The sequence below is a fragment of the Tahibacter aquaticus genome (genome assembly GCF_004363655.1).
In the GTDB taxonomy this organism is placed as follows: Bacteria; Pseudomonadota; Gammaproteobacteria; order Xanthomonadales; family Rhodanobacteraceae; genus Tahibacter; species Tahibacter aquaticus.
In genome coordinates this window covers 387825-402933 of sequence record NZ_SNZH01000004.1, presented here as the reverse complement: position 1 = coordinate 402933, position 15109 = coordinate 387825, and the positions used below count along the sequence as shown (strand labels likewise).

Genomic DNA, 15109 nt, shown 5'->3' with positions numbered 1-15109 from the left:
CGGTGCAGATCGCGCCGCTGCATAGGCTAAGGCGCGAAGCCGTCGCGGAAGATCAGGTCGTCGCGCAGCCACTGGGCGACAGGCTCGGGGATACGCGTATTGACGATGCTGCCGTTGCCCAGCTGGCCATTGCTGTTCAGGCCCCAGCATTTTGCGCTGCCGCCGGACAGCACGGCACAACTGGCCTGCATGCCCAGCACCACGGTCTGGATATCGCCGGCGATGGTGCTTGCGGTGACGGGCTGCGTCCGGTTGGCGACGGTGTCGTCGCCAAGCTGGTACAGATTGTTGCGGCCCCAGCACTTCAGCGCACCGGTGCTCAGCAGCGCGCAGCTGTGATAGTCGCCCGTGGCGATCTGCCTCACGCCGCTGGTCAAGGTAGTTACGCCAGCTGGCGATGAACGCGTTACATTGCTGCCGTCGCCCAGCTGCCCGTAGACGTTGCTGCCCCAGCATTTGGCTTGTCCGTCCGTGGTGATGCCGCAGCTGTGCTCGTTCCCCGCGGCTACGGCGACATAGCTGGAAAACCCGTCGTTGATCGCCACGGGAACCAGGCGGTTGGTCTGGCTGCCGTCGCCGACCTGTCCCAGGTTGTTGTATCCCCAGCAACGCACGCTGCCGTCGCTGCGCACGGCGCAGGCATGACGGTCGCCGACGCTGAGGGCAACGACACCGCCGTTCAAACCGACAACGGCCACCGGCTGGGAACGGTTGGTGGTGCTGCCGTCGCCCAGGTGGCCGTAGCTGTTGATCCCCCAGCACCAGACCGCGCCGGCCGCGGTGCGTGCACAGGAGAAGGCGAGGCCGGTGCCGACTTGCACGGCGTCGGTGATGCCGACGGTCTGTACGGCGATCGGTCGCGCCAGCGTGGTCTGGTCGCCGATCTGCCCGTAGGTGTTGCTGCCCCAGCACCAGACCGTGCCATTGGTTTTGACGGCGCAGCCGTGGGCGTCGCCGATGGCTGCACCGGCGACGGCCGACTGCTGGCCGGCAACGTTGCGCGGTCCTGCATGCCGTACTACGCCGCCGTCGCCGATCTGGCCAGGGCTGTTGAGTCCCCAGCAGTGCGCCGAGCCGGGACTGGTGCTCGCGCAGCTGGTGTTACTGCGCAGGCTGAGGCTGGCCACGCCAGCGGGCAGGCCGGAGATCAGCGCCGGCAGCGAGACCAGCGGCGAGCTGGCGCTGCTGTCGCCGGTGCCGGTCCTGCCGTAGTCGCCATTGCCCCAGCACTGGATGCGGTTGCCGCTGCTGCGCAGGCAGGTGTGTGCAAGGCCCGCGCTCAGCGCGAGGATTGGTGCTGTTGCATTGACGACGTTGAGCGGAACGGTCGAACCGGTGACCGTGCCGTTGCCGAGCTGACCCGTGTCGTTAAAGCCCCAGCACTTGAGCACGTTGCCGCTGGCGAGGACGCAGCTGTGATAGGCGCCGGTGACCAGCTGGCTCGCGCCGCTGCCGATTGCGCCAATGGCGACGGGGGTCAGCCGCCGGATGGTGGTGCCGTCGCCCAGCTGGCCCGAGGCGTTCCTGCCCCAGCACTGCAAGGCGCCGGCTGTATTCAGTGCGCAGCTATGAAAACCGCCGAGCGAAATGGCGTGTGCCGTGATATTGCCGGAGACAAATACCGGTATGGCACGGTCGGTCTGTGTGCCGTCGCCGACCTGCCCGTCGATGTTGAGGCCCCAGCATTTCATGCTGCCGTCGGCGAGCACCGCGCAGCTGTGACCACCGCCCACGCCGATGGCAACCGCATCGGTCACCGTCAGCACTTCTGCCGGCGTGGCCTGGTTGGTGGTCTGGCCGGAACCGAGGCGGCCGTTGGCGCCATTGCCCCAGCAGTTGATTTTTCCGCTGTGCATCAGGGCGCAACTGTGATGGCTGCCCAGCGCGAGCTGGCGGACGCCGCTGTTCAGACCGGCCACGGCTACCGGCGTCTGGCGATTGGTCAGGGTACCGTCGCCGAGCTGGCCGAAGGCGTTGTAGCCCCAGCAATACACCGGGCCGTTGGCAGCAATGGCGCAACTGTGGCTTTCGCCGGTGGCGACGGAGAGCCAGCGCGGCACGCTGGTGCTGACCGCGACCGGAGCTGAGCGGTCCACGCTCTTGCCGTCGCCGAGCTGGCCCAGGTTGTCGCGGCCCCAGCAGCGCATCTCGCCGGTGGTGTCGTCGATGGCGCAGCTGTGGTAGCCGCCTGCGGCGATGGTCGCTGCGCTGGCGGTGTTTGCGCCGGCCGGTAGTAGTGGAACAAGCAAAAAATTTAACAAGGAAATTCCATTTCGTCGCGCCATGGTTTTTCTCCGTAGGAGTTTCCGTCGATACATGCCGTCGACGATGCTTCGACATGCCATGCATGCCGGGCGCTCGACGCGAGAGGGTTTTCACCAGAAAATATAAAAATTAAATTTATTCTTTGTGTCGGCTGTGGCTGGCCGCCATGGGCGAGCCAGCCGTACAGCGGCCCAGCGGCGGCGCTTGCCCTGCGCTCAAGGCTCGAAATCGTCGCGGAAGATCAGGTCGTCGCGCAGCCACTGGGCAATTTCCTGTGGCACGGCGAAGTTGGCCGCGATACTGCCGTTGCCGAGCTGGCCGGCGCTGTTGAGCCCCCAGCAGCGGCTGCTTTCGTCGGCCAGCACGACACAACTGGATTGGCCGCTCAGCGCCAGACTGTGGATGCTGCCGCTGACATTGGCGGCCGGCACCGGTTGCGTGCGGTTGACGAGGGTTCCGTCGCCGAGCTGATAGTTCGCGTTGTAGCCCCAGCACTTGAGCTGGCCGCTGGAGAGCAGAGCGCAGGCGTGATACTGGCCTGCCGCCAACCGCGCCACGCCGCTGCTCAATGTGGCGACACCGGCTGGCGTAGATCGCTGCATCAGCGAACCGTCACCGAGCTGGCCGACATCGTTGTAGCCCCAGCATTTGGCCTGTCCGGCGCTGGTCAGGCCGCAGCTGAATTCGCCACCGGTGGCGATGCCGGCATAGATACCGAAATTGTCGTTGACCAGGGTCGGCACATTGCGCGCTGTCGCGGTGCCATCGCCGAGCTGGCCGCGCGTGTTGCTGCCCCAGCACAGCACCTTGCCGTCGTTCCTGACAGCACAGGCAAACGCGTTGCCCAGGCTCAGGTCGACGATGTCCTGGCCAAGGCCGATCGCAGGAACCGCCTGCAGGCTGTGGGTATTCGTGCCATTGCCGAGCTGGCCGTTGGTGTTGAATCCCCAGCACCACACGCCGCCGACCGCGGTACGGGCGCAGGAAAAGCCGATGCCCGCGGCGATCTGTACCGCATTGACGATGCCGATGACCTGTACCGGTGTGCGCCGCGCAATCGCGGTCTGGTCGCCGAGCTGGCCGTAGATATTGCTGCCCCAGCACCAGACCGTGCCGTTGGTCTTCAGCGCGCAGGCATGCAGATCGCCGGTGGCAATATCGCGCACGCCGGAGCTCAGGTCTGCCACGTCGCGCGGGCCTGCTTGATAGACAAACGTCGCATGCGGCAGCGCCAGGCCGTCGCCGATCTGGCCGGACTCGTTATTACCCCAGCAGCTGGCCGAGCCGATGACGGTTACGGCACAGGCATTGTTGGTTCGCAGCGACAGCTTGACTGCTGGTGCGGGAAGGCCAGAGACGGCCAGCGGACGTTGCGCATAGCCTGGGCTGGTTGCGGTATTGCCGACACCGGTGCGCCCATGCAGTGCACGTCCCCAGCATTGGATGCGGTTGCCGCTGGCGCGTACGCAGGTATGGTCGTTGCCGGCAGTGACTTCGGCGACCGGGATAGGCAGATTGACCACGCTGGTAGGGCGCACTACCGCAGGGCCCGTAGCGCCATCGCCGATCTGGCCATAGCCGTTGTAACCCCAGCACTTGAGGATATCGCCCGCAGTCAGCGCGCAGCTGTGGTAAATGCCGGCGGCCAGTCTGGTAGCGCCGCTGGCAAGGCCCTCGACGTTCACCGCGACAGTGCTCGTTGCCGTCGTACCGTTGCCGAGTTCTCCGTCGGCGTTGTAACCCCAGCATTGCACTGCGCCGGCGGCGCTGCGGGCGCAGCCGTGGTAGCCGCCGATGGCGACTTCGGTCGCGGCGATGGTGATAGAGGTGAAGACGGGAGTGAGCCGGTTTACCGCCGACCCGTCGCCAATCTGGCCGCTGCCGTTGCGCCCCCAGCATTTCACGCTGCCATCGTTGATGGCGGCGCAGGTATGGTATGCGCCCGCGCCGACGGAGATGGCGCCGGTCAAGGTGAGAACTTCGCCAGGCGTGGTCTGGTTGGCGACCTGGCCGGAGCCTAGGCGGCCGAACTCGCCGGCTCCCCAGCAATTGACCTTGCCGCTGTGCATCAGCGCGCAGCTGTGGTTCAGACCCACGCTGAGCTGCGCCACTCCACTGCCCAGACCAACCACGGCTACCGGTGCCGGTCGCGTGATCGACGTGCCGTCGCCAAGCTGGCCGAAGCCGTTATAGCCCCAGCAATACACGGCACCGCTGGCGGCGATCGCGCAGGCATGGCTGTCGCCGACGGCAACCGAGCGCCAGCGCGCTATCGGCGACGATATGGCGACCGGCGCGGCACGGTCCAGTTCCGGTCCGCTGCCGTTGGCGAGCTTGCCGTAGCTGCCGCTGCCCCAGCAGCGCATTTCGCCAGCGGCTTCGCCGATGGCACAGGTGTGGTAGCCGCCGGCGGCGATCGTGGCGGCAGTGCTGGTCCTGGCGATGCCGGCGAGAATCGGGGCGAGCAAGACCAGCGAAAACACGAGTATGTTGCGGTGGACGGCCATGTACAGCTCCTTGAGGGCAGCCGACGCCGGCGGCGCCGGCATGAAGTCCGCGCGATTGGAAAAACCAGGAAATGGCGCGATTGCCAAAACGTGGCAAAAGCCATAACGCGTAGTGCCGCGAGCGCTGTCGATGTCTCAGCGCGGAATTCAGCACGGAATACAGCGGGCCGCCCGGGTCGGGCGCGGAGTTCCGCAGGGCATCAGCGGGCGTTGTGTCGTGCCGGCTGCGTAGTGCGAAGCGCAGGCGCGGTCAGTCCCGGATCACGGCGGCGTGGCGATGGTATGGCTGTGGTGCGCCTGCGCAGGGATGCGGATGGTGGCGCAGAGGAGGCGGGCGGATCGGCGTCACGCCGCGGTGCGCGGCGTGACGTAGGCGACAGCGGCGAGCGTTTCAGTTCACCGGTTCGAACGTGTCCTTGAACAGCCGGTCGCTTTCCGGCAACAGGAGCAGCGACATGGTGTTGTTGCTGGGGCTGGGATCGGTGACGGAACCGCCGACGACGGCGGTAGCTGCGTTGCTGAGACTGCCGGTGGTGCCGGCATCGACCGTGCCGCTGACCTGGTAGATGACCTGGCTGCCGGAGGGGAGGCTCACGTTCTGGGTGATGTTGCCGCTGCCGCCTGAGGTACAGCTGGCGCCGCCGCTGGCGCTGCAGGTCCAGCTGGTGGCGGTATAGCCGGCGGGGAAGATGTCGACGATGCTGGTATTCGCCGCGGCGACCGGTCCGGCATTGCTTACGGTGACGGTGTAGTCGAGCGGGGCGCCGGGGCTGTACAGCGGCAGGCTGGCGCTGAGATTCACCGCGACATCGGCGTTCTGCACCACGACCGGGCAGTCGACGACGCCACGGATGACCCAGTCGCCGGTCAGGCCCAGGGTGGCACTGTTGAACCAGACGAAGGTGCCACCGAAGTCTGCCAGCAGCGCGTTGCGGTTGGACTGGATGCCGTCGGCGTCGCGCACCACGCTGGGGCCGCTGCCGGCCAGCGGCTCGGTGAAGAACTTGAACGAGATGACGAACACCTCGCCGTTGCTCAGCGGCACGTTGAGCGGAATCGTGTTGTTCTCGTCGAGGAAGCGCCACTGGTTGATCACGCCGTCGTTGAGCACGGGACCGCCGATCACGGCTGCCTCGGCACCGGGATTGGGAAAGGTGCCGCCGCGAAAGACAGTGATGGAGTCGTGGATCTCGACGGCGGAATTGGCGTTGGGCGAGCGCCAGAACACTTGCACCGCGCGCAGATTGCCGTTGCAGGGCGAGGTCAGCCAGGACGCTGCCGCTTCGCCGGGTGCAAAGCCCCAGACGATGGCGCCGGGGTCGAAATCGCCAAGGGAATCGTTCTTGACCGTTACCTCTGCCGCGCCCGCGCCCGTACACGCCAGCGCTGTCACCAGCGCGATCGCCTTGCGATTCATGGATCACCCCAATTGGTTCTTGCGATAACCCCTGAGCGTCTCGAAAAGTATAGAAACGGTTAATGTCAAAATGTGACGTGCGTCACGTTTGGCCCTGGGTTAGCATGAGCGCCCGTCAAGCAAGCCCAGCGAGCCCCAGCAATGCCCGGCCAACAGCGCGAAACCACGTTCCGATTCCTGGCCCAGCCCACCGACGTCAATTTCGGCGGCAAGGTGCACGGCGGCATGGTCATGAAGTGGATAGACCAGGCCGGCTACGCCGCGGCCGTGGGCTGGAGCGGGCAGTACTGCGTGACGGTGGCGCTGGGCGGCATCCAGTTCGTCAAGCCGATACTGATCGGCGATATTGTCGTCGTACGCTGCAAGCTCATCCGTACCGGAGCCAGCAGCATGCACTTCGCCGTCGACGTGATTGCGCGCGACCTCAAGTCCGGGCTGGAGCGGCTGGCTACCCACTGCGTCATCAGCTTCGTCGCGCTGGATGCGCCGGAAGGCCGGCCGACCGGTGTGCCGCCCTGGCTGCCGCAGACCGAAGACGATGTGATTCTGTCTGCCTATGCGGAAAAGATCATCGCCATGTCGCGCGACCAGCAGGCAGAAATTGAACGCGTGCGGCACAACATCGAGCGCAACGGCTGAAACGGCGGCGCGATCATTCGGGCAGATCGAAACCGTCGGCGAACAGGGCGTCTTCCACCACCGGCGGCGCATAGGCCGGGTCGAAAATGCAGACCGCCGTGGCCGCGGCCAGACTGCGGCCGCCGTTGCAGCTCCAGCTGACGCCGTCGATGGCTCCGTCGGACTGGGCGCCGATGCAGGCCGAATTGCCGGCACTGGCGTCGAGGCTGGCGTACTGCAGGGCGATATTGCCGCTGCCGTGGTACAGCACCGCGGTCACGTCGAGGCTGCCGCTGCTGCCGCCGCGCGACCAGCCTTTCCAGGCGATCACGCTGCAGGCTTCGTCCGGAATCAGCGAGGTGCGTGGGCAGTGGGCGAAATAGGCGCTGCGCAGGCTGGCGCCGCCGCCTTCGCCGTTGAGTTCGTCGTGGTAGACGTACAGACGCGCAGAGCCCGCGCGCGCATTGTCCGGCAGGCTGGGTACGTAGGGATCGTTGTTGTAGTCGCCGCCGTCTTCTTCGTCGGCCGCGTTGACAAAAGCGATATATCCATTGGTGGAAACCGACAGGCGCGTCGGTGCCGTGCCGTAGAACGGAAACGCCTGCGGCAGATCGACCACGGCAGCGCCGTCGTCGAGCGCGCTCGCGCTGCCGCCGGCGGCGATCGGCGCCAGGCTGGCCGCGGCCGACATGTCGATCGGTTCGTAGGCGCACAGGGCCGGGTCGGCGCTGATGCGGTGGCCGTAGGCGTCGCCCTGCAGCACATCGGAGCGGTTGCCGTGGGCGGACACCGCGGCGAGCAGCAGCGCAGACGCAAGTATCGGACGACGGCTCATTGCACTCTCCCCTGCCAGACTTCGGTATTGCCGTCGGCATTGGTGCCGAGGAAGTTTTCCGGCGAGAGGAAATTCACCACCGGCACCACGCCGTCCAGGCCTATGCGTGCGCCGAACACGAACGAGGCGCTGGCGAGCAGGTTTTCGCTGTCGGTGCCGGTGGTCGGTATGCGGCGTCGGCCGACGCTGGTATTGAAGGTATTGCGCTCGAAACGCTCGAAGGCGTAGTCGGTGGCGCCGTCGACGCCGGTGTCGACGCCGATGTAGTCGCTGTCCGAGCCGTTGGTGCGCTGGACAGTGCGCGAAGCGAGCGCTGCGTTGGCGTCGTAGCGGAAGATTTCGAAACTGTAGTCGGCATTGAAGATGCTGCCGCTGGGCGTGAGGTTGCCGTTGGAAATGAAATACGTATAGCGGCCGTCGCTGGAGCCGTCGAGCACGGCGAAACTGTTCTGGGTGATCTGCGCGGCGCTTGCATTGGTGGTGGTGCTGGTGATCTGCAGGTAGCTGGCGGCGGCGGTGGCGGCACCGTTGCGGTCGTAGCGGAAGATTTCGTAGTTCAGATCGGTGTTGCCGGAGGCCACCGGCTGGCAGTCGGATTCGAACACCAGGTAGCGGCCGTTGGCGTTCTTGGTCAGGCGCACGCCGCGTGCTTCGCGGTTGGCAGCGCACATTGCCGGGCCGGGCACGATGGTGTTGGCGCTGGTGGCCATGTTGCGCACGACGATGCGGCGCAGGCTGCCGGCGGACGTCAGTGCATTGCAGTTGGACACCCAGGCGATCACGCCGCCGTCGCCGTCGACAGTCGGGTCGGTGTTGTCGCAGCCGCTGGTCGTGGTGATCGTGGCCAGCGCGCTGGTGCTGCGGTCGTAGTAGTAGATCTCGTAGTTGTCGGTTTCGCTGAGCTTGGCGGCGAAGACGATATAGCGGCCGAGCAGGGTGCTGTCCTGCAGCGGCGACAGTGCCAGGTTCTGTATCTGGCCGCCGCTGGCCATCTGGGTGCCGGTCCAGCTGGCGCGGCTGAAGCTGGTGCCGTTCCAGATATAGATCTGGTCGAGCAGGTTGGCATTGCTGCCGTGATCGGCGCTGGTGATGAAGGCAACGGTCTTGCCGGTGGCATCGGTGGCCAGCGCGCGCGCACTGGCCTGGCGGAACAGGAAGCCACCGCCCTTGACCTCGACATTGCGGCCGGTGGTCGTGGTCAGCTGCACGATGGTGCCGACCTCGTTGCAGGAGCTTTTGATCTCCACGTCGTCTATGAACAGGGTGGAATCGACCTGGTGATCATTCTGGTCGGCCACGTTGAAGCGCAGCGTGACGTTGCTGCCGGTGACCAGCCCCGCCGGCAGCGGCAGGCAGATGCGCTGGAACACGGGCGAACCGAAACGCAGGTTGATGGTGCGCAGGTTGGCCGTCGCGGTGTTGTTGACGGTGTGATCGACGACGGTTGCGCTCTGGCAGTTGGCGTTGGGAAATGGCGAATAACTCGAACCGTTCAACTTGCAGCTGGAGCGCGTCATGATGCGCGTGCCGTTGACGGTGACATCCATCACGTCGTCGTACTGGTCGGGCTCGTTCTGTTCGCCCGAGGCGAAGCCCCAGTTGAAGGCGACGTAGTTGGAGTTGGCCGGCAGGGTGAATACGGACTGCAGGTAGCTCAGGTCGTAGTCGTTGACGCCGCCCAGGCCGTCGAAATCGACGCCGCCGGTGGTGCCGGTGGCGCGTTCGCCCGGGCCGGTGGAGATGGCTGCCGCCCAGGTGCCGTCGGGAATCACCAGCGACGTGGTGGGCGTGATATTGCTGGCGCGGATCGCGCCGACGCGGGTATAGCCGCCGGTGGTCCAGCTGGTGAGATCGCCCGTTTCGAAGCTGCCGTTGGCCGGTACCTGGGCCTGGGCCGCGCTGGCGAATCCGAACAGGGCTAGCAGGCAAAGTCGTGCGTTCATGGCGATGGCTCCGGCGTGGTGCGCGGGCGGGTCAGGTCTTGCTGGAATTTGAAGGCCGTGTCCAGGGCGAGCGGGCGGCGCGCGGCAATGCTGCCGCTGGCGTCGATCAGGCGCAGTTCGTAGGTGCCGGCTTTCAAGGCGTCGAGGCGGTAGTAGCCGATGCTGTTGACGGCGCTGGCCGCCGCCTCGGTGCCCTGGGCGTCGACGGCAACGACGCGCCAGCCGGCCGCCTCGATCCCGGCAAAGCCGGCGCAGCCCAGCTGCACGCTGAGGGTGAATTCCAGCGGCGTGGTCGAACCGGCGCGGACTTCGACATTGCGCGTCGCATCCGCCGGATTCAGATCGATCGGCAGGTTTTCCATGTCCAGCGCAACGCGATGCACGCCGGGCGCGAGGCGGTAGATCAGCGCACGGCCGTCCTTGTCCAGTTCGCCGCGCACCTGGCCGTCGACCAGCACGCCGACGCCTTCCAGCGTGGCGGCGGAGACACCAGCCGGCAGCTTCTTCGCATCGATATGCGCGGCGATCGCTCCGACCCGGCGCTGCTCCGGATTGAAGGCGCCGCGGGTAAGGCCGCTGGGCGTGACCGCAAAGTCGGCCGTGAGCTGCAGCGAGATCACCTTGCTGTCGATGCCGGCGCCGGCATACAGCGGATCGTTCTGGTACTGCAGGCGCAGGTTCAGGCCGGGACGCAGCTCGGAACCCGCGTCGAATAGCGCACCGTAGCGTCCGCGGCTGTGCAGCGCACCCGCACCCCACCACCAGCCGTAGCGCTCGGGCGGGCGCCGGTACAGCACCACAGATTGACGTTGACCATAGTTGTCATCATCGACCACAGCTGTTGTCAGATCGAAGCGCGGCGTCAGCTGCTGCTGCCAGTCGATCTGCTTGCGCTGCGCATAGCGCGAGGCACCCAGGCGCGTGCGCGCAAACGGCTGCCAGGTGGCGGCATAGCTGTAGTTGCCGAGGTAGTCGGGCCGGGCGCTGAGCCACAGTCGCTCCAGCGGCTGTGCCGCCAGCGCCGGCTTGAGGTAGCGCCGGTCGCCGAGCACCGGATCCTGGAAATCGCGCGCAATCAGGCTCAGGCGCAGGCGCGGACGCTGCCAGCCGGCTTCAATCTGGTTGTCGCGCCGCGCGGGACTGTTGTCGGCGAAGTAGTCGCTCTGGAACTCGCGCAGGCTGGCGGTCCAGAACACGGCGCCGCGGCCGCCTTCGCCAAGCAGTTCGGCGGCGCCGGCGCCGTTGCTCTGCGCCAGATGGCCAGACCACACGCCGGCCCGGCCCAAATTCAAGGCAATGCCGGCCGAGGCGTAGTCCTGCTCGTTCGCGCGCAGCACGGTGGCGTCGACGCTGAGACGGCGATTGATACCGGCGCGGACGCGGGCAAAGCCGGCCTCACCTTTTTCCAGATCGGCGCTGTCGAGCGGGTTTTCCTGCGTGCCGGCGCCGGCGTGGAGGACATAGGTGCCGGCGGCGAGCAGATCGTCGCTGGCGCGCAGGGTGACTTGTTCCACCCGCACCGGCACGTCGTTGCTGGCCGGGCGGTACAGGGCGATTTCCAGCATCGCATCGGACGGAATGCCGGAAATCTCGGGAAAGCGGTAGTGGCCGTCCAGGCGCACGATGGTGCGGGCGACCACGGCGCCGTTGGCTCGCAGCTCGGCGATGCCGCCGGGCGGGCCGTCGCCCTGGATCTGCCGGCCGGTCGCGATGCGGCTGGCGATCACCTCGTTGCCGATCACGCCGTCGCCGTAGGCGACGTCCGGTCGGTTGGTATTGGCCCATTGCGCGCCGGTCAGCGACAGGCCGGGCAGCAGTGAGCTCAAGGTGACCTGCTGCTGGCCGATAAACCAGCGCGAGCGGCCGCGATCGATCAGCCAGCCCCATTCGTCGAGGCGGCGCTGGCCTTGCAGGTCGTCGAAATAGCGCAGATGCCAGTTGCCGCTGCCCAGGGCGCCGCCGAGTTCGGTCAGCGTCGTGGTATCGGTACTGCCGGCGACGTGGCGGGTAATCAGCTCGCTGCGCCAGGCCGACAGGTTGGCGCGCGGCGCGGGTACGTCGATGGGCAGGTCTTCGGTCACGGGCGCCGCGCCGGCGCTGCCGTCCAGCTGGTCAAGCCAGGCGCCGCGGGCGCGCAGGGCGAATTCGTTGCGGTCGAACTGGATGTCCAGCCCAAGGGCCTCGCCGCTGGCGGCGAGGGGAGCGTAGTCGATCTCGCCGATGCGCACGATCTGGGCGCGGGCGATGACCGCATCGCCGATGGGGGTGCTGATGCGCCAGGCATCCTCGCCGCGCTGGGCGTGCAGGCCGAGTACATCGCAGAGCATGCCGATGGCGACCTTGGTCTCGCCATCCAGCTCGCCGCCGAGCACGGCGATCTCGCGGCCGCGATCGACGCCATTGACCAGCAGGCCGACCAGCAGGGCCGATGAGGACGAGCGGCCGTCGGTGCTGCGCACGAAGGGAAAGTCCGGTCCGCTGGCTTCCGGCGAAGGGCCGGGGGCCGGTGACGGCGCCGCGATGGCTGCACCGGCCAGCGCCATGCTGAAACCGGCGCAGAGCCAGGCTCCGTGCTGCAGCTTGCGTGCTGGAACGGGAGGATTTGCCATGGTTGCCGGGGTCAGTGCGCCGCGGCGGGAACGCGGAAGGCGACGCTGCGATCGACTGTCGAATCGCCGAAGCTGCCGTTCAGATCGAGCACGTATTCGCCCGGCGGCAGGCGATTGCCCGTGTAGGCGAAGACGACACGGCGGCTGGCTTCCGGCAGCACGGCGTCATTCGGCAGGCGGCCGGCCATGACCGCGCCTTCGGGCAGCACCATGTCATCGGTGCCGACTTTTTCCACCACGCCGGTCTTGGCATCGCCCGGGAATTCGGCCTTGCGCCAGATCGCGTAGGAACCGCTGCAGCGGCTGGTGGCGTTGCCGGTATTGCGCAGCTGCAGCGTGGCGTCGCCGTCGCGGGCCTGCACGTCGATCAATTCGCCCTGGCGCTGAACCGGGCCGACATGGCCATAGACGGCACCGCCGAAGCGGAACACGGTGCGCAGCGTGGTCGCGGCGGACGGCGCGCCAGGCAGCGGCTGCTCATCGAACCAGACCATGGCGCGATGCTCGCCGGCGCCCAGGGCAACGGCCGGCCGCGCGGCGATGCGCACGACCTGGTTCTGCCCGGCCTTGACCACGAATTCGACCGGGTTGATCACCAGCCAGCCGTCGAGCGACTGCTCGGTCGTGGCGATGGTCGAAACCTTGCCGTCGGCGTCCATGGTCCAATTTGCCGTGGAAACCTTAACGGCCTTGTCTTCCTTGGTGTAGTTGAACAGGCGGAACGAATGCGAGCCCGCCGGCCCGTCCAAAGAAATATCGAGTATTTGCGGGCTGAGCCCGACCTGTGCGTTTGCTGCGGTGCCGCAGATGAGAAATGTCAAAAAAAGATAAAAGAGATAAAAGCGGCGCATGTCAGGTGTTCTCGAAGGTGATTTCGATGCGGCCCTGGTAGGTGCCGGGTTCGGCTACGTCAGTCGTCTGGATGCGCAGTTCGGCCTCGCCGCTCCAGAACGGGCCGTCCGCGTCATTGCTCAGCAACGGCTGGCGCAGGACCAACTGGGCGCGCACGCCCCGGCTCGGGTTTTCCACGGTGGAAATTTCGTCCGGCTGGCCATTCGGGCCGACCAGGCGCACGCGCACGTTGGGCGCGCGCCGATCGCCGCCGGCCGGTGGCGACCAGCGCCACAGCACGCCCAGCGGCCGTACGATCGCCGGTACCTGGGCTTGTCCCGGGCCGGGAAAGTCCACCACCAGGCCATTCCCCGCCAGACGCGCCTGGGCACTGGCAATGCTGGCATTGAGCGCGCCTTGGGGAGCTACTTCGGTGCTGCGTATGGTGTCCAGGTCGAGCCGGCTGACACTGGTTTCGAACGATCCGGCAGTGCGGTTCAGCCCCAGGCTGCGCACGCCCGGGACGGCGCCTGCGGCAAGGCTGGAGGCATCCACGGCCGTGGCGCAGAACGCCACGGCCAGGACGCCAGCTGCCATGGGGATGGCGTGCCGGTTCATGTTCAGGTGTTGGTGACGGTCAGAACGTAGTTGACGTTGCCCGGTGCCGAGCTGTACGTGCCGGTCGCCGTGGCGTTGGTGAGGTTCAGCGACAGCGCGACACTGCCGGTGACCAGGCCGCCCAGGCCCGGGTCCGGGAACTGCACGATGCGCGGCGAAGCGCCGGCCAGGGCGGAGGTGGCGCCGGTGTTGATGCCGTAGTTGTCGTTGATCACGATCGAGCTGCCGCCGTTGACCAGCGAATTGTCGGCGCCGCGGGAAATCTGCACCGTGGTATTGGCGCTGGCGCCACCGACGGCGCGGACCGACCAGACGTTGGACAGCACCAGCGGCACGGCGGCGGTATTGATGGCACCACCGCCCGGACCGGCGAACGACGCCGTCACCACGCCGCCCGCGGCGGTGGCGACGACCGGGCCGGCAGCGCCCACGTCGCAGTTGAAGGTACCGGCAACGGTACCGGCGGTGCAGCCCGTGGTCAGCAGGCTGGCCAGGGTGGTGGAATCGAGGTTGATGTCCAGTGCCGAGTAGTAGTAAAGAATGGTGATGCCGTTGCTGATCGTGATGTTCACGTCGACATTGGCTTGGGCGAACGCGGCGGACGGGAAAGCGCTGACGCCGGCGATGGCGACAGCGGCGAAGCCCAGACGACGGGCGAGGCGGGAAAGGGTGGTGGTCACGGAAACGACTCCTTGAGCGGTGGGTTGGTGCCTGGCCACGGTTATTGCCCCCTGGGAACAATCAGGAACTGCCTATTGGCAGGCACGGCAACAAAGCACAGTACGTGCCCGAATGTGATGTCCATCACGCTTTATGACAATTGGTCACAATCGGCCGCGCCGTACGCGCAATTCCAGTACGGATCGGCTCAGCGGAAAAATTTCCGGCAAGGGCTGGCATCGCGCCCGCGATCCGGGTATTGTCCGCGCCCCGCAAACCGCTCATGTCTGCAGCCGCGAACTTCCTGCCGCAATGGCATTGACTTTCGTACTGCGGATGACGAGAATGCCGGGCTCCGCGCTGGAGGGATACCCAAGCGGCCAACGGGGGCAGACTGTAAATCTGCTGGCTCACGCCTTCGGTGGTTCGAATCCACCTCCCTCCACCAGCCGGTTCTGCTTGAGCGGGAGTAGTTCAATGGTAGAACTTCAGCCTTCCAAGCTGATTGTGCGGGTTCGATTCCCGTCTCCCGCTCCATTGAATTGCTGTCGCGGTTGACGTTTTAGGCTCACGTAGCTCAGTCGGTAGAGCACTTCCTTGGTAAGGAAGAGGTCGAAGGTTCGATTCCTTTCGTGAGCACCATCTTTTGAGTCGCAACACCGTTGAACTCATCCACCTCCTTAGATCTCTCGGGGTTTTGCAGGCATGGCCAAGGGTAAATTCGAGCGCACCAAGCCGCACGTCAACGTCGGCACGATCGGTCACGTGGACCACGGCAAGACGACGCTGACGGCAGCGCTGACGAA

The 15109-nt window shown here is 66.4% G+C and carries 11 protein-coding genes and 3 tRNA genes; 5 read left to right on the top strand and 9 right to left on the bottom strand.

The window, feature by feature from the left end:
• Window positions 1–26: 26 nt before the first annotated feature.
• From DFR29_RS09210 to DFR29_RS09200, 3 genes are all read right to left on the bottom strand, one after another.
• Window positions 27–2261, bottom strand: a complete 2235-nt coding sequence (locus tag DFR29_RS09210) for an RCC1 domain-containing protein (RefSeq protein WP_166653977.1) — start codon at window positions 2259–2261, stop codon at window positions 27–29.
• 219 nt (window positions 2262–2480) lie between these two features.
• A complete protein-coding gene (locus DFR29_RS09205; RefSeq protein WP_166653976.1) occupies window positions 2481–4772 on the bottom strand; it encodes an RCC1 domain-containing protein in 2292 nt (763 codons plus the stop codon).
• Window positions 4773–5163: 391 nt separating this feature from the next.
• Window positions 5164–6189, bottom strand: a complete 1026-nt coding sequence (locus DFR29_RS09200; RefSeq protein ID WP_133818281.1) for a DUF11 domain-containing protein — start codon at window positions 6187–6189, stop codon at window positions 5164–5166.
• 141 nt (window positions 6190–6330) lie between these two features.
• Here DFR29_RS09200 and DFR29_RS09195 point away from each other — a divergent pair, with 141 nt between their 5' ends.
• Entirely contained in the window at window positions 6331–6828 is a 498-nt protein-coding gene (locus DFR29_RS09195; RefSeq protein ID WP_133818280.1) for an acyl-CoA thioesterase, read from the top strand.
• A gap of 13 nt (window positions 6829–6841) precedes the next feature.
• Here the strand turns inward: DFR29_RS09195 and DFR29_RS09190 are convergent, their stop codons facing one another.
• The 6 genes from DFR29_RS09190 to DFR29_RS09165 all read right to left on the bottom strand — a co-directional run bounded on the left by DFR29_RS09190 (window position 6842) and on the right by DFR29_RS09165 (window position 14323).
• Window positions 6842–7642 carry a hypothetical protein gene (locus tag DFR29_RS09190; protein ID WP_133818279.1) on the bottom strand — a complete coding sequence of 267 codons (801 nt, stop codon included), beginning with the start codon at window positions 7640–7642 and terminating at the stop codon, window positions 6842–6844.
• Entirely contained in the window at window positions 7639–9585 is a 1947-nt protein-coding gene (locus DFR29_RS09185; protein ID WP_133818278.1) for a TolB family protein, read from the bottom strand. The genes DFR29_RS09190 and DFR29_RS09185 overlap by 4 nt, the downstream gene beginning before the upstream one ends.
• On the bottom strand, window positions 9582–12194 hold the full coding sequence (locus DFR29_RS09180; RefSeq protein ID WP_133818277.1) for a fimbria/pilus outer membrane usher protein: 2613 nt from the start codon (window positions 12192–12194) through the stop codon (window positions 9582–9584). The genes DFR29_RS09185 and DFR29_RS09180 overlap by 4 nt, the downstream gene beginning before the upstream one ends.
• A gap of 11 nt (window positions 12195–12205) precedes the next feature.
• The gene (locus DFR29_RS09175) at window positions 12206–12943 is read right to left on the bottom strand and encodes a fimbrial biogenesis chaperone (protein ID WP_133818276.1); all 738 of its coding nucleotides are present in this window, start codon (window positions 12941–12943) and stop codon (window positions 12206–12208) included.
• Between the two features lie 103 nt (window positions 12944–13046).
• The gene (locus tag DFR29_RS09170; protein ID WP_133818275.1) at window positions 13047–13622 is read right to left on the bottom strand and encodes a hypothetical protein; all 576 of its coding nucleotides are present in this window, start codon (window positions 13620–13622) and stop codon (window positions 13047–13049) included.
• A 23-nt stretch (window positions 13623–13645) separates the two neighbouring features.
• Window positions 13646–14323: a hypothetical protein gene (locus DFR29_RS09165; protein ID WP_133818274.1), complete on the bottom strand. Its 678-nt coding sequence runs from the start codon at window positions 14321–14323 to the stop codon at window positions 13646–13648.
• A 342-nt stretch (window positions 14324–14665) separates the two neighbouring features.
• Here DFR29_RS09165 and DFR29_RS09160 point away from each other — a divergent pair.
• The 4 genes from DFR29_RS09160 to DFR29_RS30490 form a co-directional block, all read left to right on the top strand.
• Window positions 14666–14751, top strand: a tRNA-Tyr gene (locus DFR29_RS09160).
• A 15-nt stretch (window positions 14752–14766) separates the two neighbouring features.
• Window positions 14767–14840: transfer RNA gene (locus tag DFR29_RS09155), tRNA-Gly, on the top strand.
• A 29-nt stretch (window positions 14841–14869) separates the two neighbouring features.
• A tRNA-Thr gene (locus DFR29_RS09150) sits at window positions 14870–14945 on the top strand.
• A 63-nt stretch (window positions 14946–15008) separates the two neighbouring features.
• Window positions 15009–15109 (top strand): GTP-binding protein (locus DFR29_RS30490; protein WP_031270842.1); only part of this gene is annotated, 101 nt, incomplete at its 3' end.